A 26,108-nucleotide genomic window follows, 5' to 3' on the forward strand; every position below is an offset into this window, starting at 1 on the left:
ACTCCTGGTTGGGAGAGGCAGGGACGGAAGGGACTAGACGAACAACTGGATGGCCGGCAGCGGCTGGCCCGCATCGAGCAGGTTGACCCGCTTCTCGTGGATCAGCCAGCCCAGCGGCCCGCCGGGCACGAGCGTGTGGATGCAGTGGCCGGCCAGCAGCACCTGCTGCGGGCCGCGAGATTCGATGTAGAGGAAGGCGGTGCGCAGGCGGATGGACTCGCCGCCGGCCGGTGTGGCGGACAGACGCCGAGGTGCCTGCAGCACATGCTGGCAACGGCTGGCCGGATGCTGCGAATGGGCACGCGGGCTGTGCAGTCGCTTGACGCGCAGTTCGAGCAGCAGCCGGTCTTCGAGCGCCAGCGCGTTGTGGGTCTGGTCGTCGGCCTGCGCAGCGCCCTGCAGCGGGATCCAGTAACGGCCATCGGGCGCGAAGAGGGCCAGCCAGTCGTCCCAGCAGCGGTCGTCGATCAGCTCGGCTTCGTGGACGACGAAGTCCTCGGCAGAAAGCGTCATGCAGCCTCCCCCATCCACCGTGCCCACGCGCGGAACTGGTTGCGCATGAGGCGCTCGTCGGTGCCGCTGGTCTCTTCCACCACGTCGCTGCGCTCGCCCTCGGCAAAGCCGCGGTGCAGGCTGACCCATTCGTTGCCCTCGCCGCGCAGGCCCTGCTGCATGCTCTCGAACAGGTGCACGTCGTCGTGCGCCACCACCGACATGGGCGAGAACACCAGCCGGTTGTAGTTCATCGAACGTTGCAGCAGCAGCTCGGGGGCGCCCTCGGCGCGGAAGCTCCAGGCCTCCACCAGCGTGCGGTCCGCCGCCAGCGGCCGGATCACGCGGATGGCCTGCGGCGAGCCCTTGACCGACAGGCTGGGAAAGAGCACCGCGTTCTGCGGCGAGCGCTGCAGCACCTCGTTGGCGCGCTCTTCGCCCAGAGCGGCGCGCAGCGCGTCCTCATAGTCCTGCAGCTGCGCGTAGCTGGAATGAATGCTGAAGCGCGTGCCCAGCACGCTGTGGCCGTTGGGGTAGACGCGCCCGCCCATGCGGTCAAAGAAGTCGTAGCCCGAACCGAAGGGCAGGATCTGCTCCATGGCCATGGGCTTGGGCGCATCGGCCGGCTGGTCCTTCCACAGTGCGTTGGCCGCCTGGGTGGCCGACTCATGCGTGGACATGGGATGCACCGTGTCGTTGATGTTCTCCAGGTACATCTTCCAGTTGCAGTGGATGACGTTGCGCAGCACCCCACCCGCCACCGTCAACCGCCGCTCGGGCGAGCGGTCGACCATGTTGTCGATCATCTGCAGGATGTCGCCGAAGTACGCGTCGAAGCCCGGGCCGTCCTTCGCCAGGCGCACGAAGACGAAGTCGCGGTACACGGCGACGCCTGCCACGGGCTGCAGGCCCTGGCCCGACTCGCACTGTGCGAGGCCGGTGCCCTCGTAGCCCGCCTTCAGCGGCAGGGCCAGCGCCGCGCCGTCCAGCTTGTAGGTCCAGGCGTGGTAGGGGCAGCGGAAGAAGCGGCCGGTGTTGCCGCGCTCTTCGGTGACCAGTTGGGCGCCCTTGTGAGCGCAGCGGTTGTAGAAGACGCCCACGCCGCCATCGGCCTGCCGCACCATGAGGAGCGGCCGGCCCGCGATCTCCCGCGTGCAGTAGTCGCCGGCAGCCGGCACCTCGCTCGCGTGGCCGGCAAACTGCCAGGTGCGGGCGAAGAAGCGCTCCTGCTCCAGCGCGAAGAGCTCCTGGCTCAGGTACAGGTCGCGGTGAACGCGCCGGTCCTGCACCAGGGCCTGGATCGCGGCGGGGTCGTGGCGGTAGGCGGTCATGGCCGGGCGTCGTCAGCCGAGGCTCAGGGCACCAGCTTCCATTGGCCCTTTTCCATGCGCACGATCACGACCGCGCGCTTGTCTGAGCCATAGCGGCTGTCGGGCGTGAAGTTGTAGATGCCATGCGTGCCCACCAGCTCACGGGTGGCGACGATGGCGTCCTTGAGCGACTGGCGGTAGGCCGGCGTGCCGGGCTCGCCCTTCGCGCGCGCCGCGGCATTGGCCAGCAGCAGGTAGGCGTCGTAGGTGTACGACGAGAAGGCATCGACCGGCGGCGCGCCATTGGCCTTCTGGTAGGCGGCACGGAAGTCCATCGACACCTTGCGGATCGGGTTGTCGGCCGGCAGCTGCTCGGCCACCAGCACCGGGCCGCTGGGCACTTCCAGGCCCTCGATGGACTTGCCGCCAACGCGCACGAAGTCGGCATTGATCAGGCCGTGCGTGCCGTAGATGCGCCCCTTGTAGTTGCGCTCGGCCAGCGCCAGGTAGGGCAGCGCGCCGGGCGTGCCCGAGTTGCCGGCGAACACCGCGTCGGGCCGCTGCGCGACGATCTTGAGCACCTGGCCCGCCACCGAGCTGTCGGTGCGCGCATAGCGCTCGTTGGCCACCACCTTGATGCCGGCCTCGCCCGCGCTCTTGACCAGCGAGTCGTAGGCCAGGTCGCCCAGTGCGTCGGAGAAGCCGATGAAGGCCACCGTCTTGACGCCCGCCGCCTTCATCTTGTCCACCACGGCGGCGACCATCAACTCGAAGGGCTGCGACACCGACACCGTCCAGCCGTTCTCGGCGCCCGGCAGCGACACCGGCGTCGGCGAGATCAGTGGCACGTTCAGCTCGCGCGCCACGGCGGCGATGGCCATGGCGCCCGGCACGCCGGAGGTGCCGATGAGCACGTCCACCTTGTCCTCGGTGGCCAGCTTGCGGGCATTGCGGCCGGCCGTGGTCGGGTCGGAGGCATCGTCCAGCACGATCAGCTCGACCTTGCGGCCGCCGATGGTGGGCATCTGCGCATGGGCGGCGCGGATGCCCTTCTCGTACGGGATGCCCAGCGCCGACACCGGGCCGGAGAGCGAGCTGATGACGCCCACCTTGAGGTCGGCCGCGAAGGCGCCGACGGCGAAGGCCGAGGCAGCCAGCAGGGCGAGGGGACGAAGCACACGAGAACGAGAGGCCATTGAGCGGGACTCCAGGAAAGGAAAGGGAGGGAGAGCGGGAGGAGGCTGCCGGAGCCATCGGCCGCCGGCGTCTGGTCAGTGGCGTGCGCAGGCGGCCGCCCGCATGGCGGCCCGCTGGACGCGGCTCAGGGCACCAGCTTCCACTGGCCCTTTTCGAGCCGCACGACCACGCGCGAGCGCTCGTCCGAACCGTAGCGGTCGTTGGGCGTGAAGTTGTAGACGCTGTGGGTGCCGGCCAGCTCCTTCGTGCTGGTGATGGCATCGCGCAAGGCCACGCGGAACTGCGGCGTGCCCGGCTCGGCCTTGGCCGAGGCGCGCTTGGCGGCGTCCAGGAAGATCAGCCAGGCGTCGAAGCTGTAGGCCGAGAAGGCATCGGTGGGCGCCGCGCCGTTGGCCTTCTGGTAGGCGGCGCGGAAGTCCATCGACACCTTGCGGATGGGGTTGTCGGCCGGCAGCTGCTCGGCCACGATCACTGGGCCGGTGGGCGCCAGCAGGCCCTCGACGGACGCTCCGCCCACGCGCACGAAGTCGGGGTTGATCAGCGCATGCATGCCGTAGATCTGGCCCTTGTAGCCGCGCTCGGCCAGCGCCAGGTAGGGCAGCGCGCCGGGCGTGCCCGAGGTGCCGGTGAGCACCGCGTCCGGCCGCAGCGCCACGATCTTGAGCACCTGGCCTGTCACCGACGAATCGGCGCGCGCATAGCGCTCGTTGGAGACCACCTTGATGCCGGCCGGCTCGGCGCTCTTCTGCAGCGCGTCGTACACCAGGTCGCCCCAGGCGTCGGAGAAGCCGATGTAGCCCACCGTCTTGACGCCGGACTTCTTCATGCGGTCCACCACCGCGCTGACCATCAGCGGCGCCGGCTGCGGCAGCGTGACCATCCAGGCGCCCTCCTCGCCCGGCAGGTTGGCATTGGCGATGGAAATGAGCGGCGTCTTCGTCTCGCGCGCCACGGCAGCGATGGCCAGCGCGCCGGGCGAGCCGGCCGTGCCGATGATGACGTCGACCTTGTCCTCGTCGATCAGCTTGCGGGCATTGCGGGCCGCGGTGCTCGGGTCCGATGCGTCGTCGAGCTGGATGACCTGCACCTTCTTGCCGTCGATCTCGCCCTTGAAGGCCTGCGCCGCGGCCATGCCCTTCTGGTAGGGAATGCCCAGCGACGAGACGGGCCCCGACAGCGAGGTGATGAAGCCGACCTTGTAGTCGGCGGCCATGGCGGCGGGCGCCGCGGCGCCCAGCAGCGTGGCGCAGGCCAGGGCAGCCAGGCTGCGCAGGGGACGTAGTGACTTCATCATCTTCATCGCGAACTCCATCTGATTCGGTGGCAACACGGTGGAACAACGCCGGTGTCGACGGGCCGCCTCTTCCACGCTCCTGCGGCTGCCGCACTGGCACATGACTTATCAATTATTTAGTCTTAAACAATCCTAGCGAGCACATCCAGGCGTTGCAAGGGGACTGTCCTCATGGTGGAAAGCCGCGGCGCAGCATGGTGCGCCGATGCACGCCCTAGAGCGTCAGGCTCCCCACGCTGGTGCCTCCGCACACGTAGAGCACCTGTCCGGTCACGAAACTGTTGGCCGGCTCCACGAAGAAACGCACGGCCCGTGCCACATCGGCGGCCTCGCCCAGGCGCTTGACGGGCACGCTGGCAGCGAGCGCCCTTTCCTTCTCACTGCCGGCATCCACGACGTCGTAGAACATGTCGGTGCGGATGGGCCCGGGCGCCACCACGTTGACGGTGATGCCCTCGCCGCCCAGCTCCAGCGCCCAGGTGCGGGCCATGCCCAGCATGCCGGCCTTGGTGGCCGAATAGCTGGTGCGCGTGGCCAGGCCGAGGGCCGCGCGCGAAGAGAGCAGCACCACGCGGCCGAAGCCGGCGGCGCGCATGGCCGGCAGCGCGGCCTGCACCAGTTGCACGGCGCAGCCCAGGTGCAGGTCCACCAGCGCGTCGAGGTCCGTCAGCTGCACCTGCGGCAGCAAGGCGGCGCGGATCACGCCAGCGTTGTGCACCACGGTCGTCACCTGCCAGCGCGACGCGACCTCGGCCACTGCCTGGGCCGTGGCGGCGCGGTCGCTCAGGTCCACCTCGATGCTGTGCAGCCGCGCATGGGCGATGTCGGCGGGCCGTCGCGCGAGGCTGACCACCTCCCAGCCGCCCTCCAGCAGGTCCTGGCAGATCGCTTTGCCGATGCCCGCGCTGCCGCCGGTGACGACGGCGACGCCGCGGTCCTGCACGGCGCTCATGCCGACCCCACCAGCGCCAGCACGCGCAGCGGGCTGCCGCTGCCCTTCTCGATCTTCAGCGGCGGGCAGATCAGCACCGCGCCGGCCGGCGGCAGCAGGTCCAGGTTGCAGAGGCATTGCAGGCCGTAGCGCCCTGCCCCGTGCATGTAGTAGTGGCAGGGATACGGCGGGCGCAGGTGGTAGCCCTGGCCGGCGTCGGTGCCGATGGCCTCGGAGCCGAAGCCCAGCACGTCGCGCTCTTCCACCAGGAAGCGCACCGCGGCCGTGCTGGGGCCGGGCGTGTGCTGGCCGGTCTCGTCGAAGTTCTGGTACTCGGCCGGGTCGGTGCGCTTGGACCAGTCGGTGCGCATCAGCACCCAGGCGCCCTTCGGGATGCGGCCATGCGCGGCCTCCCATTCGGCAATGTCTTCCAGCGTGAGCAGGTAGTCCGGGTCGTCCTTGACCTGCGGCGAGCAGTCGATCACGCAGGCCGGCGCCACGAAGTTCTGCACGGGGATGGTGTCCACCGCGTTGTTGGGCAGGTCGCGGCCCGAGATCCAGTGGATGGGCGCGTCGAAGTGCGTGCCCGTGTGCTCGCCGCAGGAGAAGTTGTTCCAGTACCAGCCCGGGCCGCGCTCGTCGTAGCGCGACACCTCCTCGATGCGGAAGGGCCAGCACTGGCCCATTTCGGGCGGCAGCGCGATCTGCGGGAACTCGGGCGTCAGCGTCTGCGTGAGGTCGACCACGCGGATGCGGCCGGTGGCCAGGGCGCTCACCAGGCCGGCCAGGGCGTCGAGGCCGGTGGGTGCCGGAGCGGGAGGCAGGGTTGCATTGCTCATGGGTGTCTCCTTGCCAGTGACCTCATCCACCATTCGTCGCCAGCTCGCGTTCGAGCACCTTGGGGTTGTCACGCCAGCGCTGCAGCCATTCCTGCGCCACGTCGCCGGGATAGACGTCCTCCACGCCGTCGCGCAGCGCCTTCACGATGGCATTGGCCAGCGCGTCGGGGCCCAGCTTGGGGGGCGGCATGTGCTGGTTCCATTCGTCGTCGATGGGGCCCGGAAAGACATTGATGACGCGGATGCCGGCCGGCCGCATCTCGGCCCGCAGGCACTGCGCCAGCGAATGGGCCGCGGCCTTGCTGGCGCTGAAGGTGCCGTGCGGCGGGAAGTTGGACAGCGCGTAGATCGACAGCAGATTGACCCAGGCGGTGGCCCCGATCGCGCCATCGGCCGAGCGGCCCTTGAGCGCCGGGCCGAACTCCTGTGCCAGCCGCAGCAGGCCGAAGTAGTTGATGTCCATCTCCAGCTTGGCCACGTCGGTGCCGCGCCGCGCGCCGATGCCGAAGGTGCGGTGCACCTCCGCATTGTTGATGACGATGTCCACCTTGCCGCCGATCGAGCCGGCCAGCTCGGTGATGGCGCGGCCATTGGTCAGATCCAGCGGCACCAGCGTCACCTGCGGCAGCGCGCTGATGTCCTCCAGGCCACCCAGCTGCTTCCAGGGTTCGGCATGGCCGACCCAGACGATGTCGGCGCCGGCCTTGACCAGGGCGCGCACCAGGGCCTGGCCGGCGGGCGTCTTGCCGTCCGTCACCAGCACCTTGCGGAACTTGGGGTCGCTGGTCATCTCGCGCAGCATCGGGTCGTCGGCCATGTGTGTGCTTCCTTCAAAAGGGAATCCGATCAGTACCGCCTGTCCGGCGCGGTCGAGCCGGGCACCCACGCGCACGCGCTGCGGTGCCTCGCCCACCTCGCCATGCAGGTGGACCATGAGGGAGGGGCCGCTGTCCAGCTTGACCATGCCCAGGCGCCAGGGCAGGCGCTCGCGGAAGAACAGGTCGTTGCTGTGGTGCAGCGTGGTGGCGCTGAGCAGTTCGCCCTCGCCGGTCTGGAGTCGCCAGCGCAGTTCGGTCGAGAGGCACTGCTTGCAGGCGCCGCGCGGCGGGTATTGCACGGTGCCGCATTCCTCGCACACCTGCAGCTCGAAGCGGCCTTCTGCGGCGGCGGCGGTGATGCCCAGCGCCTCGCGCCCGCGCGCCCAGGGCGGCAGGTTCATCTGGCGGGTGCGCAGGACGGGGTTCTTGCGCTTGGGGCGCATCAGGGGCATGGTCATGGCGCCTCCCTTCTCATGGCGGATGGGCGGTTCATTCCTGTCTCCCAAGGATCACGGCGCCCGTGCACAGGCAGCGGTCGTAGGTGACCATGCCGAAACCGGCCACCAGGCCCAGTTGCGCGTCGGGCACGGTGCGCGGTCCGGCCTGGCCGGTGAGCTGGCGCAGCGTCTCTGTCATGCCCAGGAAGCCGCCCGCGGCGCCCGCCTGGCCGGCCGAGAGCTGGCCACCGCTGGTGTTGTTGGGAAAGCTGCCGTCGTGCGTGAGCGTGTGCGACTGCACGAAGGCCGGACCTTCTCCCTTGTCGCAGAAGCCCAGGTCCTCGAAGTGCATCATCACGATGACCGGGTAGTCGTCGTAGGTCTGGATGAAGTCGATGTCCTTCGGCTGCACGCCGGCCTGCGCATACAGGTCGTCGCGGTCGCGCGCCCAGCCGCCGCGCACCATGATCGGGTCATCGGCGAAGGCGTTGTGGCGCTCGATGCTGCCGCGCACCGTGGCGTACGGCAGACCCAGGTCGCGGGCCCGCTCGGCCGTCATCACCAGGAAGGCCTCGGCGCCGGCACAGGGCATGACGCAGTCGAACAGGTGCAGCGGGTCGGAGATGGGCCGCGCCGCCATGTACTCATCGAGCGTCAGCGCCTTCTTGAACATCGCGTTGGGATTGCCCAGCGCGTTCTGCCGCTGCGCCACGCAGATGCGGCCGAAGTCCTCCCGCCGCGCGCCGAACTGCCGCATGTAATGCGCGGTGATCATCGCGAAGATGGAGTTCGGTCCACCCGAGCCATAGGGGTAGGTCGCGTCGCGCGCGAAGTTGCTGAAGGCGCCCAACGTCTGGCGGAACGAGTCGACATGGTTGGTGTCGGCCGCCACGCAGGCCACCACGTCCGCATCGCCGCACTGCACCGCGCGCGCAGCGCGGCGCAGGCACATCACGCCCGAGGCGCCGCCGGTGGGCACATGGTCCAGCCAGCGCGGCGACAGGCCCAGGTGCTGCGTGACGCCGACGGCGGTGTCGGGGGCCAGCGAGAAGCTCGACAGGCACAGGCCGTCGATGTCGTCCTTGGCGATGCCGCTGGCCTCCACCAGCGCGCGCACCGCCTTGCCCAGGAAGAAGTGCGCACCCTCGGTGGAATAGCGCTGGTAGGGCACCGTCACCGGCACGGCCACGGCCACACCGTCGTAGTTGCTGCGTTGTCGGCGGCCCATCAGTCCTGCCTCTTCTTCATGGCGCGGGTGTCGAAGCAGGCCGCAGTGCCGGGCAGCGCCTGCGCCATTTGCCGCAGCTCGCCGCGCTGGATCTTCTGCGAGGCCGTGAGCGGCAGCGCATCGACGAAGGCCACGTGGCCCGGCGCCTTGTAGTAGGCCAGCTGGGCCAGGGCATGGCGCACGATGTCCGCGGCCAACGCCTCGCCCGGCTCAACCGCGGCGTCGGGGTCGATGACGATGCAGGCCAGCACCTCGTCGCCGCGCACCGCATCGGGCGTGGCGGCCACCGCCGACACCTTCACGGCCGGGTGCTGGTTGAGCACGCTCTCGACCTCCACCGCCGAGATGTTCTCGCCGCTGCGGCGGATGACGTTCTTCTTGCGGTCGACGAAATAGAGGCTGCCTGACTCGTCGCGCCGGACCATGTCGCCGGTGTGGAACCAGCCGCCCTGCCAGGCTTCGTCGGTGGCCGTCTGGTCCTTCAAGTAGCCGCCGAAGAAGTGGCGGCGGGGATCGCTGCCGTTGGAACGCACCAGCAGTTCGCCGGGCGTGCCGGCGGGCACGTCCTGTCCCTCGTCGTCAACCAGGCGCACCTCGACGAAATCCTCAGCCCGGCCGAAGCAGCTGGTGCCCACGTGGCGCGGCTCGTGGTTGGCCATGATGCAGGCGGCCGCGCCAGTCTCGGTCATGGCCCAGGCCTCTACCAGCGGAAAGCCGAAGCGGGCCTCGAAGGGCGCGTGGTTCTTGCGGTCCACGCCGGCCCCGAAGGCCCAGCGGATCGCATGGTCGCGGTCGGCCGGCGTCTCGGCGGCGGCCAGCAGCATGGCCGGCATCACGCCCAGGTAATGGACGATGGTGGCGCCGCTGTCGCGCGCGCTCTGCAGCCAGCTGCGGGGATGGAAGCGGTCCAGCTGCACCAGGCAGCCGCCGGCCACCAGCACCACCATGGTCGAGAAGGCCATGGCATTGACATGGTTCAGCGGCAGCGGCGTCATCAGCCGCTCCTGGTCGCGGCGGAAGGCGCACACGCCGTCCAGGCCTGCATACCACTCGCCCGCGCGCAGGAAGTAGGCGTTGCTCAGCATGCAGCCCTTGGGCCGGCCGGTGGTGCCCGAGGTGTAGAGCAGCGCGCATTCGGTGCCCAGGCCCACGACCTCGTTGGCGCGGGGCGCGGGCTCGGAGGGTGCGGGCACGTCCGCGGCGTCGGCCCCCATGGTGTGCAGCATTCGGCCGGCCTGGGCTGCAGCGGCTTCCAGGTCGCGGACACGCTGCGGCAGCGTGACGGCCAGGCCGATCTCGCTGTGGCCGATCAGGTAGGCCAGCTCGGCCGAGCGCATCTCGGCATTGATGGGCACCACGCTCACGCCCAGCGCATTGAGCGCGAACCAGTGATACAGGAAGGCCGGCCGGTTCTCCAGCAGCAGGCCGACCCGGTGCCCGTGGCCCCAGCCGGCATGCGCATAGGCCAGGCGCAGGCGGTCGACCTCGGCGGCGGCTGCGGCCCAGGCGATGGGGCCGGATGCGATGCCATAGACCTCGGCCGTGACCGGCTCGGTGTAGAGGAAGTCCGCCTGCGGCGTGCGCGCGGCGCTGGCCGCGAAGGCGTCGTGGATGGTGCGGTGGTCCATGCCGGGCTTCACTTCAGAGAAAGAGCTGAACCGCCGGCAGCGCGGCATCGCTGTTGATCAGGTCCACGCGCTTGAGCACCATGCGCAGGGCCCCATCATGCACGCACAGGTGGTGCCAGGCCACGCCGGTGAGGAAGAGCATCTCGTCCGCCTGCGCCTCGCTGTAGTGGAAGGGCGTGCGCAGCACGAAGCGGTTGGCGGCCTCGTCGCGCGACTCCAGGCCGGGCAGCTGCAGCACGTGCTGGCAGCGGCTGGGCGGCTGCTGCGAGAAGGCGCGCGGGCTCTTGAAGCGTTCGATGCGCAGGTCGCGCAGCAGCTTGTCCTCATAGAGGTGCGAGGTGTGGTTCAGGCCGTCGGGCTGGCCCGGCGTGAGCGGCACCCAGTAGATGGCGTCGTCGGTGAACAGCGCATTCCATTCGTCGAAGCGCTTCTCGTCGAGCAGACGGGCCTCGTGCATGACGAAGTCGATCAGTTGGTCACGGGTGACGGTGGCGGGCGTGAGTTCGGCCATGGTCATGCTCCCATCGTCATAGTCATGTGCTTGAGCCACGACCGGTACTGGTTGCGCATGGGCAGCTCGTTGGTGCCGTTGCTGGTCTCTTCGCGCTCGCGGCCTTCGTTCTCGTCGTAGTTGCGGTGCAGGCTGACCCAGTCGTTGCCGCTGGCATGCAGGCCGGCCTGGATGCCGCGGTAGGCCTGCAGGTCGTCATGGCCCACCACCGAGAAGGGCGAGTTGATGAGGCGGCTGTAGGTGGTGGTGCGCTGCAGCAGCTCCTCCGGAGCGCCCTTCAGGCGGAAGGTCCAGCTCTCGACCAGGGTGCGGTCCACCGCGATGGGCCGCGCCACGCGGATGGCCTGGATCGCGCCCTTGATCGTGAGGTTGGGGTAGTACACGGTGTTGTGCCGCGCCATGCCCAGGATCTGGGCCGTGCGCGCCTCGCCGTAGCGGGCCTTCATCGCCTCCTCATAGCCCGGGATGCCCGAGTACTTGCTGTGGATGCTGAAGTGCACGCCCGAGAAGCTGTGGCCGTTGTCGTAGACCCGCACGCCCATGCCGTCGAAGAACTGGTAGTCGGACATGAAGGGCACGAACTGCTCGATGGCCATGGGCTTGGGCGCATCGGCCGGCTGGCCCGCCCACATGGCCTTGGCCGTGCCGGCCGAGGACTCGTGCGCCACCATCGGGTGCATGGTGTCGTTGAGGTTCTCGACGAACATCTTCCAGTTGCACTGGTGCATGAAGCGCAGGCAGCCGCCCGCCACCTCCAGCTCGCCCTCCGGCGAGCGGTCGGCCATGTTGTCGATGGAGGAGAGCGAATCGCCGAAGTACTCCTCGAAGTCCTGCCCCACGTCATTGAGCTTGACGAAGATGAAGCCGCGGTAGAGCCGCACATGCCGCACCGGCACCAGCCCCTTGGACGCATCGCAGTCCTTCAGCGCCGTGCCCTCGTAGCCGTTCTTGAGCGGAATGGCCAGCGGCGCGCCGTCGGTCTTGAAGGTCCAGGCGTGGTAGGGGCAGCGGAAGAACTTGCCCGTGTTGCCGCAGGCGCCGTTGACCACGCGCGAGCCCTTGTGGGCGCAGCGGTTCATGAGCACCTTGACCGCGCCGTCGGTGTGGCGCACCACGATCAGCGGCCGACCGGCGATGTCCACGGTGATGTAGTCGCCGGGCTTGGGCACCTGGCTGTCGTGGCCGGCGTAGTTCCAGGTGTTGGCGAAGAAGTGTTCCTGCTCCAGCTCGAAGAGCTCGGGGCTGATGTAGAGGTCGCGGTGCACCTGCTGCGGCTGCACCAGCGCACGGATCGCATCGGGGTTGTCTCGGTAGCGTGTCATGGCAGGCCTTTCTCTTGGGGGTCGTGCAGTGCCTACAGGTCGATCACCAGGCGCGGGCCCCTGGCGCGGGAGATGCAGATTTGCATCACCTGGCCGCCGTCCTTCTCGGCCTGCGACAGCACATAGTCGCGGTGGTCGATCTCGCCCTCGATCACCGGCACGGCGCACACGCCGCATTCGCCCCGCTTGCAGTCGTACAACGGGTCGCAGCCGTGTTCGATCAGGCAGTCCAGCAGGGTCTGGTCAGCGGGCACGGTGAAGCGCTGGCCCGATTGCGCCAGCTCGACCTCAAAGGGCTGGTCGCCCGCTTCCACCACCGGCGCGCTGAACAGCTCGAAGTGCACGCGGCCCGGCGCCCAGCCGCGGGCTTGCGTGGCGGCCAGCACGGCGTCGAGCAGCGGCTTGGGGCCGCAGACGTAGAGCGGCTCGTCGGCGGCCATGCCGTCCAGCAGCGTGCCGATGTCGAAGGTCGCGCCGCCCGCCTCGTCGTCGGCATGCAGGCGCAGGCCCTCGCCCAGCAGCGTCTGAAGCTCGTCGGCGAAAGCCAGCAGCGTGCGGCTGCGGCCGGCGTAGTGCAGTGCGACGGGCCGGCCCTCGGCACGACAGCGTGCGGCCATGCTGGCCAGTGGCGTGATGCCGATGCCACCGGCCAGCAGCACGGCGCGGGCCGGGCTGTCATCCAGGGGAAAGTCGTTGCGCGGCGGCTGCACGTTGATCGCGTCGCCGGGCTGCAGCGCCTGGTGCATGAAGCGCGAGCCGCCACGGCCGCCCTCCTCCCGCCGCACGGCGATGGTGTAGGCCGCGGGCGCGAAGCCCGGCGTGCCGGCCACGCCTTCCAGGTCGATCAGCGAATAGTGGCGCCAGTCGGCCTGGCCGTCGGGCAAGCGCACCTGCACCTGGATGTGGGCGCCGGGCGTCCAGCCGGGCAAGGCGGCGCCCTCGGCATGTTCGAGGCGCAGCAGGCGGATCAGCGGGTTGAGCAGGCGGGCCTCAGTCACGCGCAGCGGCAGGGTCGCGATGGCGGGCGATGCGGTCATGCGCGCTCCGCGTCAGGCCGGCAGGGCCATGGCAGCGACCGGCGGCGTGGCCTGGCCGGTCGCCGTGCTCGTGGTCGCCGCATGCTGCGCCAACGCAGCGTTGAGCGCATGGCCATGCTCGTCGGCCAGCGCGGCCTCGCGCCATGCGCGCAGCGTGGCGGGCGCGAGCGTAGGACCGGCTTCGCGCCAGGCAGCGATCACGGTGTCGTAGTTGCGCACGCCACGCTCGTGGGTGTCGCTGTAGCCCTTCACCAGCTTCTGGCAGCGGGCCAGTTCCACCGCGAGTTCCGGCGAGGCGGCGGCCGCGTCGCGCAGGCCCTGCAGCCATTGCGCGATGCGGCCGTTCTCCTCCGCATAGCGGATGGTGCTGCGGCGCCAGCGGCGGGCGAAGGCCACGGCCGACAGCAGCAGGAAGCCATGCACCGAGCTGGTCTGCACGACGCGGCCCTTCTTCGTCATGCCCTCCACCAACCGGCGCGGCGCGCCCGAGCCCATGAGCCAGCGGCCGATGCCGCCGGGCAGGGTCTCGCAGATCTCGCGCAGGCCCGGGTGCATGTATTCGTTGATCGCGATCACCTGGTCGGCGTTGACGCCGGTCTCCTGCTTCACGCGGGCGAAGCGGCTGGAGCGGGTCTTGAGCTGGGCGACGCGCGCCGTGTCTTCGTAGCTCATCCACAGGGCCAGGTGGCGCGCCGTCTCGCAGGCCAGCGTGCGGGCCGCGTCGTCGGGCAGTTGGCAGACCTCGGCCATGCGGTCGAGGTAGAGCGCGGCATAGGCCACGTCCTGGTAGTCGACGAGGCGACGCAGGCCTTCGAGCATCAGCGGCTGGGCCTGGACCGGAAACTCGCCATAGAGGCGCGTCAACAGCGCCTGGATGGCCGGATCGGAGGAGTCCGCGCGCGGCGTGGCCGGCGCTGCCGCCTCAGTCTGGGCAGGCATTTCGCCGGCCTGCGCCCGGGCGAAAGCCGCGCCGAAGGCCTTCAGACTGGGCTTCACGCCGACACCGCCCCGCTCGATGGTGGCCTCGAACTGTTCGCGGGCGAAGGGCAGCACGCCGGTGCCCGCCAGCGCGCCGAAGAGCACCGCGCTGATCACGCTGCCGTTCTGCGCCGCGGCCTCGGCCATGTCGAAGCGCACGAAGCGCTGCGCGGCCTGCTCCGCGTGGGCCAGCAGCTGCGCGCTGTCCACCCGGCCGTCGCCCAAGGCGCTCTTCTCGGCGATCGAATAGACGCGGTGGGTGGACGCGACCAGGGTGGTGCGGTCGGGCGTGACCAGCCCGCGCTGCACGGCGCGGCCGGCTTCCATCAGCTCGGAGCACAGCACCACGTCGACGTCGCCCGGCAGCGGCATCAGCGCCAGCACGGGCTGGCCGCCGTCGGCATGGGCCTGCGCCTCGGGGTACATCTCCACGTAGTAGATGGTGGCGCCGGTGCGCTGCGCCACGCCCGGCACCGAGGTGGTCTGCGCGATCCAGCCGTTGGCCTCGCCCAGGTCCACCAGCCAGTCGGCCAGCACGCCGCCGCCCTCGCCGCCCATGGCGAGGATGGCGATCTTGATGGGTTGCTGCTGTTGCGTCATGTCGAACTCCTGCTTCGCATCAGAACGCCAGGCGCGCCCGGCGCTCGGCGTCGCGGCGCTGCATCCAGCCGATGACGGCACCGCGCACGCGCTCGCGCAGCCGGTCCCAGCCGGTGGGGTTGCTCACCACCTGCGCCTTGTAGAAGGAGGGGCACAGCACCGCCGCATGCGACACCTCGCCGCACACGCCGCAGCCCACGCAGCTGTCCATCACGGCGGCCACGGGCTCCTGGCGCAGCGGATCGGGGTTGGGCTTGATCGACAGCGACGGGCAGCCCGACAGGCGGATGCAGGAATGGTCGCCGGTGCAGGTGTCCGGGTCGACGCCGAACTTCTCGCGCACCATGCGCTTGCCGTCGGCGATGGCCTTGCGCACCAGCGGCTTTTCGCGCCGCTGGCGGTTGAGCATGCACTCGGACTGGGCAATGATGACCTTCGGGCCCTTGTCCTTCGTGGTCAGCGCTTCCTTGAGCGTGTCGCGCATGCCGGCCACGTCGTAGGTGCGGCGCAGCGTCCTGACCCATTTGACGCCCACCCCGCGCACCGCCTGCTCGATCTCGTGGCCGGTGCTGCGCGTGGCGTTGACGGCCTTGGACGACAGGATGTCCTGCCCGCCAGTGGCCGAGGTGTAGTTGTTGTCGACCACCACCGTGAGGTTGTCGCTCTGGTTGAACACCGCATTGGCGATGCCGCTGGTCAGGCCGTTGTGCCAGAAGCCGCCGTCGCCCATCACCGCGATGGCGCGCTTGTCGGCCTGGGTGTTGAGCGCCGCCGCGCCGGCCGCCCCCAGGCCGTAGCCCATGGTGGTGTTGCCGATGTTGAACGGCGGCAGGATGGAGAACAGGTGGCAGCCGATATCGGCCGACACATGGTGCTGGCCCAGCTCGCGCTGCACCAGCTTCATGGCGCTGAAGATGGGCCGCTCGGGACAGCCGGTGCAGAAGCCCGGCGGTCGCGCATGCACGCTGCGCTCCAGCGGCATCAGCTGCGCCTCGCTGATGAGCGGGATGATCTTGCGCGGCCTGGCGGGCACCACCTCGGCGGACGCGGCCTTGGGCGCGAGGCGGCCGTAGCGCTCGCAGAAGGCGCGCGTGCCGGCCATCACGGCCTGGGCCGTGTACTCGCCCGCCACGGGCAGCAGGTCCTTGCCATGCAGCGCGGTGCTGCTGCCGGCCTGGCGCAGGATGGTGGCGATGTTCTGCTCGACGAAGTTGGGCTGGCCTTCTTCGACCACCAGCACGGCGCGCTTGCCTTCGCAGAAGCGCCGCACCTCGCTGTCGATGACCGGGTAGGCCACGTTCATCACGTACAGCGGCACCCTGGAGCGGCCATACACGTCGGCCAGGCCCAGGCGCTCCAGCGCCCGTACCTGCGTGTTGTAGCAACCGCCCTGCACGATGATGCCGATGTCGTCGGCGCCCTCGGCGAAGAACTCGTTGAGGCCGCGCTCCTCGATGAATCGCACGGCCGCGGGCCAGCGCTTCTTGATCTTCTCCTGCTCGTGCAGGAAGCTCGCAGGAGGCAGCACGATGCGGTCGACGTCGCGCTGCGGGTTCTCCAGCGCCTCCTTCAGCGTGAAGCTGGCGCGGCGGTTGTCGGAGGCGGTGAACTGGCCGTGTACGTGGCAGGCACGGATGCGCAGTTGCAGCATCACCGGCGTGTTGCTGGCCTCGGAGAGTTCGAAGCCGGTCTTCACGGCCTGCACGATGCTGGGCAGGTTGGGCCGCGGATCGAGCATCCACATCTGCGACTTCATGGCGAAGGCATGGCTGCGCTCCTGCATGATGGAGGACCCTTCGCCGTAGTCCTCGCCCACGATGATGAGCGCGCCGCCGGTAACGCCACCGGAGGCCAGGTTGGCCAGCGCGTCCGACGCCACATTGGTGCCCACCGTGGCCTTGAAGGTCACGGCGCCGCGCAGCGGATAGTTGACCGAAGCGGCCAGCGTTGCTGCGGCCGTCGCCTCGCTGGCGCTGTTCTCGAAGCGGATGCCGTGGTCGGCGAGGATGTCCTGCGCATCGGCCAGCACGTCCATCAGGTGCGAGATGGGTGCGCCCTGGTAGCCGGCGACGTACGAAACGCCCGACTCCAGCAAGGCCTTGGTGACGGCCAGAATGCCCTCACCGCGAAAGGTCTCGCCTTCGGCAAGACGCAGCTTCTTCACTTCTTCGACGAACGAACGCTCGGCCATGGGACTGCTCTCCTGGGAAACGCGTACGGCGCTTCCAATCGTGGGGTGGCAAGATCCAACTCTATTTAGACCTGAATCTATTCACAATCATGCATTACCCTAGCCAAGCAATCGGTATGCCAGGGAGAGGATCATTCCGGCCATGACATTGCACGCCCCCGAATCGCGCCTGTTCGTCGACGACTACCTGCCCGCCCTGCTGGCGCAGGCGAGCCAGCTGATCTCCGGCGAGTTCCACAAGGTCGCGCGGCAACACGGGTTTTCGGTGTCCGAATGGCGGGTGATGGCCTCGCTGGCGGATGGCGAGGCCATCAGCATCGGCGACCTGGCCCAGGTGACCGTGACCAAGCAGCCCACGGTGACGCGCCTGCTCGACCGCATGGAGGCCAAGGGCCAGGTGGAGCGCCTGCCCCATGAGAGTGACCGCCGCATCACGCTGGTGCGCATCACGCGTCAGGGCGCCGAGGCCGTGGCCCATCTCATGAAGCTCGCACGCGAGCATGAGCACCGCGTGCTGGAGCCCTTCGGCCTGCAACGGGCAGAGGAGCTGAAGAAGACATTGCGGCAGATGATCGCGCTGCACGCGGACCAGGCCGAGAACAGTGAAGAGGCAGAGTGAATGCCGCTGACGTGACGCCCCATCGCTGCCACTGCAGCGCAAGGTGCGCACCGATGCCGGCGCCGGTTCGTGGCTTTCAGTCGAAGGCCAGCACGGCCCGGCCGCGGTGCCCGCGCTGGCCGATCCAGGCCAGCGCCTGCGGTGCCTGCGCCAGCGCGAAGCGCTGCGTGGCCAGGCTCAGGCGGCCATCGCGCAGCAGTTCCAGCAGCTGCGGCGCCGCCGCCCGGCCCTGCGCCTCGCGGCGGTACATGTTGAGCGGCAGCAGCCGCACGTCCCGCTGCATCAAGAGCGGCAGCGACAGGCTCACCTGCTCGCCCGCGGTGTAGCCCACCAGCACGATGCGGCCACCCGGCGCGATGGCCGACAGCGCCTGCTCCAGCACCGGGCCGCCGACGGTGTCGACCAGCAGGTCCACCGGCTCCGTGGCACTGGGCGCTTCGACGAGGTCGGCACCCCATGCGTGCGCCAGTTGCCGCGTGATGCTGCCGACGGCGCCGCTGGCGCCCATGACGCCCACGCGCTCGCCAGCCTGCATGTCCGCCACATGGCGCAGCGCCACCCAGGCCGAGGTGCAGGGCGAGAAGAAGGCGGAACCCAGCGCCATGTCCATGCCTTCCGGCAGCAGGCCGATGGCCTCGTCCGGCGCGTCGATCAGTTCGCACCACGTCCCGTCGCGCCGCGTGCCAAGTCCGCCACCGCGCAGCCACACGCTCGCGCCGGGCGCAAAGTGTTCCGATTGCACGACCACACCCGCGGCCTCCACGCCCGGCGTGTAGGGCAGCGGCGGCGGCGACAGGAAGCCGCCGCCCATTACGGTGCGGTCCACATGGGCCACGGTCGCAGCCGCCGTCCGCACCAGCGTGTGGCCGGCGCGCGGCTGCGGATCGGCCACCTCTTCCAGCACCGGCGGCTGGCCCCAGGCATGGACGCGCCAGGCCTTCATGCCGGCAACCCGGAGAGGAAGCCATGGACCGCCGCCGCGAAGGCCTCGGGCATCTGATCGGGCAGCGGGACCATGCCGCCTTCGATCTCGAGCAGCGTGGCGCGGGGCAGGTGATGCATCCATTCCTGCGCATGCGGCGCAGCGAAGGGATCGGCCGTCGCACGCAGGATGCACACGGCCTGCGTGAGCAGGCCGATGCGGTCCTCCATGCGGTATGCGGCCACGGCGCGGTGCCCGGCCTCGGGGTCGGCCACGGCCAGCGCGTCGCGCACGAAGGCTTCGAGCAGCTCGGGTCGGCCTGGCGGATAGAAGCCCTGGCGCCGCTGCCACAGCGCCATCAGGTGGCTGCCGTCGGTGCTGGGCGCCACCTCGTCGATGGGCGGGCGCGCGGCGCGCGCCTGGCGAAAGGCCGCATCGGTGAATGGCGTGGACGACAGCACGAGCGACGCCACACGCGCAGGCGCCAGCGCTGCCAGCTCGATGGCGACCACACCGCCGGTGTGATGGCCGACCACATGCACACGCGGCAACTGCAGCGCGTCGATCAGCTCGCGCGCGACGCGCGCGAAGTGTTCGATGGAGGCCGGCCCCTCGCCCGCCGCCGAGTCCCCGAACCCGGCCGTATCCATGGCGATCGCATGCCAGTGCCGGCCCAGCAGCGGCAGCACCCCCGCGTACTCGCGCCAGCTGCGCGGCGACTGGTGCAGCAGCAGCACCGCGGGTGCGGCCGGGTCGCCGCAGGCGGCATGGTGCACCTGGCCCACCGACAGGTCGGTGAAGGCGCGGCGGATCACAGGGCTCATGCCAGCGTCTCGTCCTGCGGCCCGCGCCACAGGCCGGCGCTGCGCAACTGGGCCAGCGTGCGGGCAAGCACGTCGGCACGGTAGGCGGCCAGGTCGCGGCCTTCATAGGCATAGAAGCCACTGCCGGTCTTCAGGCCCAGGCGCTGCTGGCGCACCATGTCCTCGACGATGGCAGGCGCGGCATAGCGTGCCGGGTCGATGGTCTGCGACATCTCGCGGCTGGCGTGGTGCAGGATGTCGCAGCCGCCGAAGTCGATGAACTCCACCACGCCCAGTGCTGCGAAGCGCAGGCCCAGGCCGAAGCGGGTGGCCTTGTCGATCTCCTCGGCGGTGGCGGCGCCCTCCTCCACCATGCGGGCCGCCTCGTTCATCACCAGCGCCTGCAGGCGCGGCACGATGTAGCCCGGTGTGGGGCCGCAGACCACGGGCAGCTTGCCGATGGCCTCCAGCAGTGCCTTGGTGCGGGCCAGCACTTCGGCGTCGGTGCCGTCGTGGCAGCTCAGCTCCACCACCGGGATCACATAGGCCGGATTGAGCCAGTGCATGTTGAGGAAGCGCTGCGGCCGACGCACCAGCGCCGCCAGCTGCGTCACCAGGATGCTGCTGGTGGTGGAGGTGAGTATGGCGTCGTCCCGGCAATGGCGGTTGAGCCAGTCAAAGGCCTCGCGTTTGGCCTCCATCGTCTCGGGCACGCCCTCGAAGACCAGCTCGGCGGCAGCAAGGGCGGCGGGCGCTTCGTCCACGCGCACCAGTTGCACGCGGGCGGCGATGGGCGCGACCTGCGCTTCGCGCAACACGCCCTGGCGGGCCAGGCCGCGCAGGGCGCCCTCGATCTCGGCCGTGGCTTCGGCCGTCAGGCGCGCCCAGGCTTCGTCGCTGCGCGGGCGCAGGTCGACGAGGGCGATGCGGTGGCCGGCGTAGGCGAAGGCGATGGCGATGCCGCGGCCCATGCGGCCGGCGCCGACGGCGACGAAACGTGGCAGTGGCGCCGTCGCGGTGGACTCGCGGGCAGACGCGATGGGCGTCGGCTCATTCGCCATCGTGCAGCCGCTGCGTCAGCGCCTTACGGGACAGCGACGCCAGACCCAGCGCCTCGAAGCTGCGCGGCCCCTGCCGCAGGTCGCGCCCCAGGAAGCCGCCGACGATGGCCAGCAGCCCATGCGCGATGGGTGCATCCACACCCGCATGCCGCGCAGCCGAGGCCAGGAAGGCCAGGCCGAGCTCGGTGTCCTCGGTGATGTAGCGGTGGCCGTAAAGGTCGATGTTCTCGCGCCAGTCGCCGGACTTCACCAGCTGCTTATGCGCATCGCCGTACATCCAGCGGTCGTTGTTGTAGTGGTCGGCCAACGGATAGTGCGGCGCGCCCTGGCCGAAGGCCTCGCGCACGGCGATGCGCTCCTGGTCCAGGCGATCGGTCACCTCGCGCACGGCGCGCTGCGTGCCTTCGTTGTGGATGTCCCACCGCTCGAAGTGCTGCAGAGGCGCGGCATTCATCACCATCAGCGGCGGGTGAATGATCGGCCCCGCGTTCATCAGCGCGCCCGAGAGCGCATCGCCGCAGCCGTGCACCGCGGGATAGGCGCCGCGGATCACGTCGATGGCCCGCTCGGCATGGCGCGCCGGATAGACGCCCGTCGGCAGGCGGATCGCGCGGATGGTGACGTTGACCTCGCGCTCGCCATGCTTGCGCGCGAGGTAGGGCAGCGTGCCGGTCTCGGCCCAGGCCACATCCGCGCGGTTGCCGGCCTCGCGCACGATACGCGCCATGACCACGCTGCCGAAGGTGCCCGGCGGCAGAAAGACCACCTGGCCATCGACCAGATGCGGCGCCATGGCGCGGGCGATGTCGGCCTGGGCGGTGGCCGGCACCGGCACCACGATCAGCTCGGCGTCGCGCAGGGCCTCGCCGATGTCGGCCGTGGCCAGGGCGATGGGCACGTCGCGTGCCCCGGCCGCGTCCTTCAGGCGGATGCTCCCCGCCTCGACCACCGGCTGCAGCGCCTGCGCGCCCCGGCGCCACAGCCGCACTTCGTGGCCGGCCTCCGACAGATCGGCGGCCGCGGCGTAGCAGCCGTGCCCTCCACCCAATACCGCAATCCTCATGTCTGCTCCTGGTGTGGCTGGCGGACGAGGGTCTGCCGAGGCCATATAAACATTACTTTTGATTGGTTTAGTTGTCAACTTAATTGCCGCTCTCCCTTCGCTGGTGCCCGCCCGCGTCTGGAGCGCGGCTTCGCGCGTGTTTGGGGCTGCCTTGCCGGCCGCGACCGAGCCGGATCACGGGGCGACCGCACCCCGGCAAAAATTTTTGCGAGGGGTGTTGACCATGCCGAAAAAGCCTGCCTATAATCGCGTTCTTCGCTGAGTTGATCGACAGATCGATGCAAGCGGGCTCTTAGCTCAGTTGGTAGAGCAGCGGACTCTTAATCCGTAGGTCGAGTGTTCGAGTCACTCAGGGCCCACCAAAAACTCCTTATGAATCAAGCACTTAGATCGAGAGATCTGGGTGCTTTTTTCTTTTCGACGCGTCGTCATCCGTTGTGTCCGAGTCGTGTCCGAAATCTGAGTATGCATCGCTTGCAGTGCGCCCTGTGTTGCCAGAACCACACCGAACACTACATGGAGCACCGCACCTCGGGGCTGCGTATCCCTGTGGATCGTCGATCCAAGCCTGCAGCGCTCCAGGACTCCAGCCGCATGCTCGCCCTCCCAGGTGCACGGGCGGAGGAAACCTCCCATCCGCGATGCGGCGGTACAGCGTGGCACGACTCAGGGCCGTGATCCGCAGCAGGTCGGCCATGCGATAAAACGCTGGCTGAGGAATGCTTTCTCTGTGCGTGGATTGACGATCTGACCAGTCTCCAAACAGCATGGCAAGCTCCTGATAGGCAGGCCTTCAGAGTGCCGCTGGGGCGCGGATTACCACACCCGTCCCGGCGTGATTGAGCAAGCTGCAGCGCAGCCGATGCGAATCACACGGTTTCGGATCGCTTCACAGGTTTTCTGAGCGGCTCCTCAATCTCTTGTTGCGTGTTAGCCGAGGCCGATTCCGGCGCCACGCTCAAGAGCCCTACTCATGCAGAGGCGGCTTTCATTTTCGACATCAGCGACAGTTAGCTGAAGGCGACTCGTCCAATGCTCGACCGCATGGTGGGACTCGTCCCGCACAGGATCACGAGCACGAATCCTGCAGAATTCGGACATGCCTAACATCGCCTCCGTCCTTAAGAGGGAAATTTCGCGCGTCGCCCGCAAGGAAGTTCGCGCCGAACTTGAAGCCTTGAAGAAACTCACTGCCGTGCAGCGTAGCAAGATCGCCGAGTTGCGACGGCAGGTAAGTGCACTGGACAGAGAGTTCAAGCAGTTCTCGAAAGCCCTCTGCTCTCACGCCACGCCGGTCGGCCGACGGGCTTCAAACAACGCTGAAGATGGCGTGCGCCGACGCTTCAGCGCCACGCGCCTGGCAAAGCACCGAGCCAAGTTGGAACTGTCCGCAGCTACGTACGGCCAGTTGGTCGGAGTGTCCGGTCAAACCATCTATCACTGGGAGCAAGGCAAAGCACGTCCTCGCACCGCGCAATTGCAGGCCCTTGCGGCAGTTCGCGGTATGGGCAAGAGGGAAGCAGAAAAGCGACTTACCGAGGTGAAGTGACAGCAACTCTGCCGCGACACTCCTGAACGGCTACCGCTTCTGAGACGACGCGCGAAAGCCCCGGTCCCGCGCCATGAAGGCATCCAGCATGTGCGGGATCAGCGTCATAGCGTCGACTGCCTCGCCGTACGTCTGCGTATACAGCGCGGCGTAGCGCTCAAGGTCCTCCTTCAGGCCTGCCGGGCAGACAAAGGTCAGCTTGACGCTCTCGGTCTTGGGCAGCGGCCCGATCCGCAGCTTTCGTGTCGTGTTCATCGTGATGCGCCCCGGCTGAAGAACAGCGGCTGGTACGGCCGCAGTACCAGGTCGCGGTTGACGATGACGCGCACCGGCAGCCCCGGCCGCGCGCTCAGCGTCGGCTGGAGGTTCATGTTGCGCCGAGTCATCTCCTGCCCCGCCTGGCTCACGCTGTCCTGCAGGCTGTCCCGCCCGGCAATGACGATGCGGTTGCCATCCTGCCGGTTCTCCGGCGCGGCCAGCTCGGCGCCGATGCCCAGCAGCGTCGTCAGGGCCGCGCCAGCGAAGACACGATCCCAGTGCCAGTCCACGCCGTCCTCCAGCCCGGCATGGCCTGCGGGGTCGGTGCCCACGAGGTTGTCCAGCGCCAAGGAGGACGTGTCGGGCAGCACGATGCGGTTCCACACCACCTGCACGCGGCTCTGCCCGTAGCTCACCTGGCTGTTGTACTTGCCCAGGATGCGCGAGCCCTGCGGGATCAGCAGGAACCGCCCCATGGCCGTGTCGTAGACCGGCTCCGTCACCGTGGCGATCACGTCGCCCGGCAGGTCGGACCGGATGCCCGTGACCAGCGCGCCGGCGATCACCGTCCCGGCCATCACCTGGTAGGGCGAGGCCGGCGGCTTCAGGTCGCCGGCATTGCGGGTTTCCGTCGAGCCGGCTTTCAGGAACGCCTCCTTCTGGTCCTGCCGGTTCTGCACGGCGGTCGGATCGGCGGGCTGCGCCCCAGCTGAGCCCGGTCCACCTGCATGCGGATCGAAGGCCGTGCCGGAGTTCAGGCCTGACGCAGCAGCGGCCTGCAATGGCGCCGCAGCTGCGCCCTTCTGCCCGCCCGAGCGGAAGAACACCGGCGAGGCCGCCGCCGCGTCCGCCTCCTTGCGCAAAACATCCTCGGGACCGTGCCCTGGCGACACATCGCCCGGCACCAACGGCTGCTGCGAACGCACGACGGCCGGCCCCAGATCGCCCGGCAACGGCGGCCCCAGCTCGGGCACGCCGCTCGGCAAACGGGGCGGCAGCTTCGAGTAGTCCGCCGGAAGCTGGCTCAGCCCGTCCGAGCGTGGGACGCGGTCGACGTTGTACAGCTCGGCCTGCTCGCCCGCGCGGCGCTGACGCGGCTGCAGCGACCACAGGGTGGCGCCCAGCACGGCCGCGGCGAGGCTGCCGGCCAGGACCGCCAGCATGCGCCGGTTCAGGCGCGTCACCGGCCGCGGGCGGGCCCGCAGCGCCACGCTCTCCGGCGCCACCTTCGGCGCCGTGCCGGGCGCAGGCGCGTCCGACATCTTCGGCGTCCGGAGCATGTCGTCCTGGCCCACGGTCAGTCCCTCCGCGCCACGCCGTCGGTCCGCTCGATGCGCACCACGTCCGCCTTGCCACCCCCCAGACGCAGCTCCGCTGCGCCGAAGAGGCGATCCACGATGTAGTACGGCGCTCGGAAGCGATGGTTCACCAACTGCGCCTCGCCCTGCGCGCCGATCAAGAACAGGGGTGGCAGCTCGCCCTGCGCGATGCCGGCGGGGAACTGGATATAGGCCTTGCGCCCGTCGTCGAAAGCCCGCAGCGGCCTCCACGGCGGGCTGTCGCCGCTGATCGCGTAGCGGAAGCGCAGGCTCTCCAGCGACAGGCCCGTGTCCACCGGCGCGGCCGCCTGGGCTTCCCGCGCCTGCTTCTGCAAGGCGAGTAAGCGGTCCTTCGGATAGTCCCAGGACACCGAGGCCATCCAGGCCTTCTCCGTCGAGGTCAGCTCGACCAGGTACGTTCGGCGACTGGTCGTGATGACCAGGTTGGTCTTCAGACCCGTGCGCGTGGGCTTGACCATCACGTTGACCCGCCGCGCGTCACCGTCGCCGCTGGCCGTGTCGCCCACGATCCAGCGCACCGTGTCGCCCGCGGCCACCGTCACCAGATCCTCGCCCGGCTGCAGCGAGATCACTGTCACGCGCCCCACCGCCGCATAGACCTGGTACAGCGCCCCCTCGCTGAAGGGCCAGACCTGGATCGCGTTGACATAGCCCTCGCGCGTGGGTGCGACGCGCGCCTCCTCGTTGGCTTTCGACACCCGCACCTTCTCGTCGGCTGGCTCCGGCGGAAGCCGGGCTGCACCTGCATCCACATTCGGCAGTAGCTTCATCTGCGCCGGCATCGGCAGCACCGTCGGCACCTCCACCACTTCCACCGGCTTCGGCGGCTCGGGCACAGGCTGAGTTGCCACGGGGGCGGGCTCGTCGAGCGAGACGGCCGGCGGCGGCTTGCCCCGCGAGGCACAGCCGGCCATAAGGGCCGCGGCCAGCAGCGCCGCGGGTACGGAAACACGGATACGTGCATTCATGGCTTGGCTCCTGGCGAGGCGTCGAGTTCACGGCTCCACGACAGACCGTTGACGTAGATGCCCAGGGGGTTCTTGCGCAGCCGCTCCTCGGTGCGCGGGGGCTGCAGGACGATCGACAGTACGGCCGTCCAGTGCTCCAGACCGGCGGCCTCGCCGTTGCCGTAGCGCCGCTCGGTCCAGCGCACCTGGAAGGACGATTCGCTGGCGCGCACGATGCTGTTGACCTGCACCGTGACCGTTTCCTGCCCGATGCGCGAGAACGGGTCGTTGGCGCGGGCGTGGTCGTTCAGCACGGCCGCGCCCCGGTCGGTGGTGTAGTCGTAGGCGTCGAGCCAGTTCTGGCGCACCACGACCGGGTCGATAGACAAGGATCGCACCAGCGTGACGAAGCGCGCGAGGTGGTGCGCAATCTGCGCATCGCCGGGCTGGTAGGGCGTCGCGGCCTCGCCCACGGCCCGCACCTGTCCCGCCTGGTCCACCTCGACCACGTAGGGCGTCACGATGGACTGCGCCGAGCGCCAGACGAGGCCGCCAGCCATCAGCAACGCGAGCGTGAGGCAACCGAAGGCCATCAACCGCCAGTTCCTGGCCTGCACGCGGGCCGAGCCGATGCGCTCGTCCCAAGCCTGCCTGGCGGCCTGGTAAGGAGTCACTGGCGCCGGCGTGTCTGAATACCGCACCAGGGGACGCTTGAATCGCATGAGGATTTCTT

Annotated in this window: 25 protein-coding genes and 1 tRNA gene; 3 read left to right on the forward strand and 23 right to left on the reverse strand. The window is 69.3% G+C overall.

Features of this window, described 5'->3' with window-relative positions; all coding sequences use genetic code 11:
* Window positions 1–33: 33 nt before the first annotated feature.
* The 14 genes from KBC94_RS14845 to KBC94_RS14910 all read right to left on the reverse strand — a co-directional run bounded on the left by KBC94_RS14845 (window position 34) and on the right by KBC94_RS14910 (window position 16,813).
* Window positions 34–513 carry an aromatic-ring-hydroxylating dioxygenase subunit beta gene (locus KBC94_RS14845; RefSeq protein ID WP_114803049.1) on the reverse strand — a complete coding sequence of 160 codons (480 nt, stop codon included), beginning with the start codon at window positions 511–513 and terminating at the stop codon, window positions 34–36.
* On the reverse strand, window positions 510–1,823 hold the full coding sequence (locus KBC94_RS14850) for an aromatic ring-hydroxylating dioxygenase subunit alpha (protein WP_294371443.1): 1,314 nt from the start codon (window positions 1,821–1,823) through the stop codon (window positions 510–512). Before KBC94_RS14850 ends, KBC94_RS14845 begins: the two co-directional genes overlap by 4 nt.
* A 23-nt stretch (window positions 1,824–1,846) precedes the next feature.
* Window positions 1,847–2,998 (reverse strand): ABC transporter substrate-binding protein, encoded by a 1,152-nt coding sequence (locus tag KBC94_RS14855; RefSeq protein WP_294371446.1) that lies wholly within the window; start codon window positions 2,996–2,998, stop codon window positions 1,847–1,849.
* A gap of 125 nt (window positions 2,999–3,123) precedes the next feature.
* Complete coding sequence (locus KBC94_RS14860; RefSeq protein ID WP_294371823.1) at window positions 3,124–4,290, reverse strand: ABC transporter substrate-binding protein; 1,167 nt, start codon at window positions 4,288–4,290, stop codon at window positions 3,124–3,126.
* 217 nt (window positions 4,291–4,507) lie between these two features.
* Window positions 4,508–5,245: an SDR family oxidoreductase gene (locus KBC94_RS14865; RefSeq protein WP_294371449.1), complete on the reverse strand. Its 738-nt coding sequence runs from the start codon at window positions 5,243–5,245 to the stop codon at window positions 4,508–4,510.
* Window positions 5,242–6,063 (reverse strand): cyclase family protein, encoded by an 822-nt coding sequence (locus tag KBC94_RS14870; RefSeq protein WP_294371452.1) that lies wholly within the window; start codon window positions 6,061–6,063, stop codon window positions 5,242–5,244. Before KBC94_RS14870 ends, KBC94_RS14865 begins: the two co-directional genes overlap by 4 nt.
* A 22-nt stretch (window positions 6,064–6,085) precedes the next feature.
* Entirely contained in the window at window positions 6,086–7,339 is a 1,254-nt protein-coding gene (locus tag KBC94_RS14875; protein ID WP_294371454.1) for an SDR family NAD(P)-dependent oxidoreductase, read from the reverse strand.
* Between the two features lie 31 nt (window positions 7,340–7,370).
* Window positions 7,371–8,546 carry a thiolase family protein gene (locus KBC94_RS14880; protein ID WP_294371457.1) on the reverse strand — a complete coding sequence of 392 codons (1,176 nt, stop codon included), beginning with the start codon at window positions 8,544–8,546 and terminating at the stop codon, window positions 7,371–7,373.
* Complete coding sequence (locus KBC94_RS14885; protein WP_294371460.1) at window positions 8,546–10,174, reverse strand: AMP-binding protein; 1,629 nt, start codon at window positions 10,172–10,174, stop codon at window positions 8,546–8,548. Before KBC94_RS14885 ends, KBC94_RS14880 begins: the two co-directional genes overlap by 1 nt.
* Window positions 10,175–10,187: 13 nt before the next feature.
* A complete protein-coding gene (locus KBC94_RS14890; protein WP_294371464.1) occupies window positions 10,188–10,685 on the reverse strand; it encodes an aromatic-ring-hydroxylating dioxygenase subunit beta in 498 nt (165 codons plus the stop codon).
* A gap of 2 nt (window positions 10,686–10,687) precedes the next feature.
* On the reverse strand, window positions 10,688–12,007 hold the full coding sequence (locus tag KBC94_RS14895; protein ID WP_294371467.1) for an aromatic ring-hydroxylating dioxygenase subunit alpha: 1,320 nt from the start codon (window positions 12,005–12,007) through the stop codon (window positions 10,688–10,690).
* Window positions 12,008–12,039: 32 nt separating this feature from the next.
* A complete protein-coding gene (locus KBC94_RS14900) occupies window positions 12,040–13,044 on the reverse strand; it encodes a PDR/VanB family oxidoreductase (protein ID WP_294371469.1) in 1,005 nt (334 codons plus the stop codon).
* 12 nt (window positions 13,045–13,056) lie between these two features.
* Window positions 13,057–14,622 (reverse strand): indolepyruvate oxidoreductase subunit beta family protein, encoded by a 1,566-nt coding sequence (locus KBC94_RS14905; RefSeq protein WP_294371470.1) that lies wholly within the window; start codon window positions 14,620–14,622, stop codon window positions 13,057–13,059.
* A 19-nt stretch (window positions 14,623–14,641) separates the two neighbouring features.
* Window positions 14,642–16,813 carry an indolepyruvate ferredoxin oxidoreductase subunit alpha gene (locus tag KBC94_RS14910; protein ID WP_294371473.1) on the reverse strand — a complete coding sequence of 724 codons (2,172 nt, stop codon included), beginning with the start codon at window positions 16,811–16,813 and terminating at the stop codon, window positions 14,642–14,644.
* A gap of 142 nt (window positions 16,814–16,955) precedes the next feature.
* On the opposite strand from KBC94_RS14910, the gene KBC94_RS14915 reads away from it, so the two are divergent.
* On the forward strand, window positions 16,956–17,432 hold the full coding sequence (locus KBC94_RS14915; RefSeq protein ID WP_294371474.1) for a MarR family transcriptional regulator: 477 nt from the start codon (window positions 16,956–16,958) through the stop codon (window positions 17,430–17,432).
* Window positions 17,433–17,508: 76 nt separating this feature from the next.
* Here the strand turns inward: KBC94_RS14915 and KBC94_RS14920 are convergent, their stop codons facing one another.
* From KBC94_RS14920 to KBC94_RS14935, 4 genes are read right to left on the reverse strand one after another with little or no spacing between them, the layout of a single operon-like run.
* Window positions 17,509–18,375, reverse strand: a complete 867-nt coding sequence (locus KBC94_RS14920) for a zinc-binding alcohol dehydrogenase family protein (RefSeq protein ID WP_294371476.1) — start codon at window positions 18,373–18,375, stop codon at window positions 17,509–17,511.
* On the reverse strand, window positions 18,372–19,178 hold the full coding sequence (locus tag KBC94_RS14925) for an alpha/beta hydrolase (protein ID WP_294371478.1): 807 nt from the start codon (window positions 19,176–19,178) through the stop codon (window positions 18,372–18,374). The genes KBC94_RS14920 and KBC94_RS14925 overlap by 4 nt, the downstream gene beginning before the upstream one ends.
* The gene (locus KBC94_RS14930; protein ID WP_294371480.1) at window positions 19,175–20,218 is read right to left on the reverse strand and encodes a 3-hydroxybutyryl-CoA dehydrogenase; all 1,044 of its coding nucleotides are present in this window, start codon (window positions 20,216–20,218) and stop codon (window positions 19,175–19,177) included. Before KBC94_RS14930 ends, KBC94_RS14925 begins: the two co-directional genes overlap by 4 nt.
* Window positions 20,208–21,281 (reverse strand): NAD/NADP-dependent octopine/nopaline dehydrogenase family protein, encoded by a 1,074-nt coding sequence (locus KBC94_RS14935; RefSeq protein WP_294371481.1) that lies wholly within the window; start codon window positions 21,279–21,281, stop codon window positions 20,208–20,210. The genes KBC94_RS14930 and KBC94_RS14935 overlap by 11 nt, the downstream gene beginning before the upstream one ends.
* Window positions 21,282–21,567: 286 nt before the next feature.
* Between KBC94_RS14935 and KBC94_RS14940 the strand changes: the two genes are divergently transcribed.
* Window positions 21,568–21,643, forward strand: a tRNA-Lys gene (locus KBC94_RS14940).
* A 23-nt stretch (window positions 21,644–21,666) separates the two neighbouring features.
* On the opposite strand, the gene KBC94_RS14945 is transcribed toward KBC94_RS14940, so the two are convergent.
* Window positions 21,667–22,050 (reverse strand): AlpA family phage regulatory protein, encoded by a 384-nt coding sequence (locus KBC94_RS14945; protein WP_366934710.1) that lies wholly within the window; start codon window positions 22,048–22,050, stop codon window positions 21,667–21,669.
* 330 nt (window positions 22,051–22,380) lie between these two features.
* Here KBC94_RS14945 and KBC94_RS14950 point away from each other — a divergent pair, with 330 nt between their 5' ends.
* Window positions 22,381–22,830, forward strand: a complete 450-nt coding sequence (locus KBC94_RS14950) for a helix-turn-helix transcriptional regulator (RefSeq protein WP_294371484.1) — start codon at window positions 22,381–22,383, stop codon at window positions 22,828–22,830.
* A gap of 30 nt (window positions 22,831–22,860) precedes the next feature.
* Here KBC94_RS14950 and KBC94_RS14955 read toward each other — a convergent pair whose 3' ends face one another.
* From KBC94_RS14955 to trbF, 4 genes are read right to left on the reverse strand one after another with little or no spacing between them, the layout of a single operon-like run.
* Window positions 22,861–23,085, reverse strand: a complete 225-nt coding sequence (locus KBC94_RS14955; RefSeq protein WP_294371488.1) for a DUF2274 domain-containing protein — start codon at window positions 23,083–23,085, stop codon at window positions 22,861–22,863.
* Window positions 23,082–24,350, reverse strand: coding sequence for a TrbI/VirB10 family protein (locus tag KBC94_RS14960; protein WP_294371828.1), 1,269 nt, complete (start codon window positions 24,348–24,350; stop codon window positions 23,082–23,084). The genes KBC94_RS14955 and KBC94_RS14960 overlap by 4 nt, the downstream gene beginning before the upstream one ends.
* Window positions 24,351–24,385: 35 nt before the next feature.
* The gene (trbG, locus tag KBC94_RS14965) at window positions 24,386–25,396 is read right to left on the reverse strand and encodes a P-type conjugative transfer protein TrbG (protein WP_294371492.1); all 1,011 of its coding nucleotides are present in this window, start codon (window positions 25,394–25,396) and stop codon (window positions 24,386–24,388) included.
* Entirely contained in the window at window positions 25,393–26,097 is a 705-nt protein-coding gene (gene trbF, locus KBC94_RS14970) for a conjugal transfer protein TrbF (RefSeq protein WP_294371500.1), read from the reverse strand. The genes trbG and trbF overlap by 4 nt, the downstream gene beginning before the upstream one ends.
* Window positions 26,098–26,108: the final 11 nt, after the last annotated feature.

The organism is Pseudacidovorax sp. (assembly GCF_017991995.1).
Lineage (GTDB): Bacteria > Pseudomonadota > Gammaproteobacteria > Burkholderiales > Burkholderiaceae_C > Xenophilus.

What these genes read in the sequence shown, in the direction of transcription:
- KBC94_RS14885 (WP_294371460.1), bottom strand. Translation starts at nt 10,174, where the DNA reads ATGGACCACCGCACCATCCACGACGCCTTCGCGGCCAGCGCCGCGCGC.
- KBC94_RS14925 (WP_294371478.1), bottom strand. Translation starts at nt 19,178, where the DNA reads ATGAGCCCTGTGATCCGCCGCGCCTTCACCGACCTGTCGGTGGGCCAG.
- KBC94_RS14860 (WP_294371823.1), bottom strand. Translation starts at nt 4,290, where the DNA reads ATGAAGTCACTACGTCCCCTGCGCAGCCTGGCTGCCCTGGCCTGCGCC.
- KBC94_RS14890 (WP_294371464.1), bottom strand. Translation starts at nt 10,685, where the DNA reads ATGGCCGAACTCACGCCCGCCACCGTCACCCGTGACCAACTGATCGAC.
- KBC94_RS14950 (WP_294371484.1), top strand. Translation starts at nt 22,381, where the DNA reads ATGCCTAACATCGCCTCCGTCCTTAAGAGGGAAATTTCGCGCGTCGCC.
- trbG (WP_294371492.1), bottom strand. Translation starts at nt 25,396, where the DNA reads ATGAATGCACGTATCCGTGTTTCCGTACCCGCGGCGCTGCTGGCCGCG.
- KBC94_RS14955 (WP_294371488.1), bottom strand. Translation starts at nt 23,085, where the DNA reads ATGAACACGACACGAAAGCTGCGGATCGGGCCGCTGCCCAAGACCGAG.
- KBC94_RS14870 (WP_294371452.1), bottom strand. Translation starts at nt 6,063, where the DNA reads ATGAGCAATGCAACCCTGCCTCCCGCTCCGGCACCCACCGGCCTCGAC.
- KBC94_RS14855 (WP_294371446.1), bottom strand. Translation starts at nt 2,998, where the DNA reads ATGGCCTCTCGTTCTCGTGTGCTTCGTCCCCTCGCCCTGCTGGCTGCC.
- KBC94_RS14900 (WP_294371469.1), bottom strand. Translation starts at nt 13,044, where the DNA reads ATGACCGCATCGCCCGCCATCGCGACCCTGCCGCTGCGCGTGACTGAG.
- KBC94_RS14880 (WP_294371457.1), bottom strand. Translation starts at nt 8,546, where the DNA reads ATGGGCCGCCGACAACGCAGCAACTACGACGGTGTGGCCGTGGCCGTG.
- KBC94_RS14895 (WP_294371467.1), bottom strand. Translation starts at nt 12,007, where the DNA reads ATGACACGCTACCGAGACAACCCCGATGCGATCCGTGCGCTGGTGCAG.
- KBC94_RS14850 (WP_294371443.1), bottom strand. Translation starts at nt 1,823, where the DNA reads ATGACCGCCTACCGCCACGACCCCGCCGCGATCCAGGCCCTGGTGCAG.
- KBC94_RS14910 (WP_294371473.1), bottom strand. Translation starts at nt 16,813, where the DNA reads ATGGCCGAGCGTTCGTTCGTCGAAGAAGTGAAGAAGCTGCGTCTTGCC.
- trbF (WP_294371500.1), bottom strand. Translation starts at nt 26,097, where the DNA reads ATGCGATTCAAGCGTCCCCTGGTGCGGTATTCAGACACGCCGGCGCCA.
- KBC94_RS14905 (WP_294371470.1), bottom strand. Translation starts at nt 14,622, where the DNA reads ATGACGCAACAGCAGCAACCCATCAAGATCGCCATCCTCGCCATGGGC.
- KBC94_RS14865 (WP_294371449.1), bottom strand. Translation starts at nt 5,245, where the DNA reads ATGAGCGCCGTGCAGGACCGCGGCGTCGCCGTCGTCACCGGCGGCAGC.
- KBC94_RS14875 (WP_294371454.1), bottom strand. Translation starts at nt 7,339, where the DNA reads ATGACCATGCCCCTGATGCGCCCCAAGCGCAAGAACCCCGTCCTGCGC.
- KBC94_RS14915 (WP_294371474.1), top strand. Translation starts at nt 16,956, where the DNA reads ATGACATTGCACGCCCCCGAATCGCGCCTGTTCGTCGACGACTACCTG.
- KBC94_RS14960 (WP_294371828.1), bottom strand. Translation starts at nt 24,350, where the DNA reads ATGTCGGACGCGCCTGCGCCCGGCACGGCGCCGAAGGTGGCGCCGGAG.
- KBC94_RS14935 (WP_294371481.1), bottom strand. Translation starts at nt 21,281, where the DNA reads ATGAGGATTGCGGTATTGGGTGGAGGGCACGGCTGCTACGCCGCGGCC.
- KBC94_RS14845 (WP_114803049.1), bottom strand. Translation starts at nt 513, where the DNA reads ATGACGCTTTCTGCCGAGGACTTCGTCGTCCACGAAGCCGAGCTGATC.
- KBC94_RS14945 (WP_366934710.1), bottom strand. Translation starts at nt 22,050, where the DNA reads ATGCTGTTTGGAGACTGGTCAGATCGTCAATCCACGCACAGAGAAAGC.
- KBC94_RS14930 (WP_294371480.1), bottom strand. Translation starts at nt 20,218, where the DNA reads ATGGCGAATGAGCCGACGCCCATCGCGTCTGCCCGCGAGTCCACCGCG.
- KBC94_RS14920 (WP_294371476.1), bottom strand. Translation starts at nt 18,375, where the DNA reads ATGAAGGCCTGGCGCGTCCATGCCTGGGGCCAGCCGCCGGTGCTGGAA.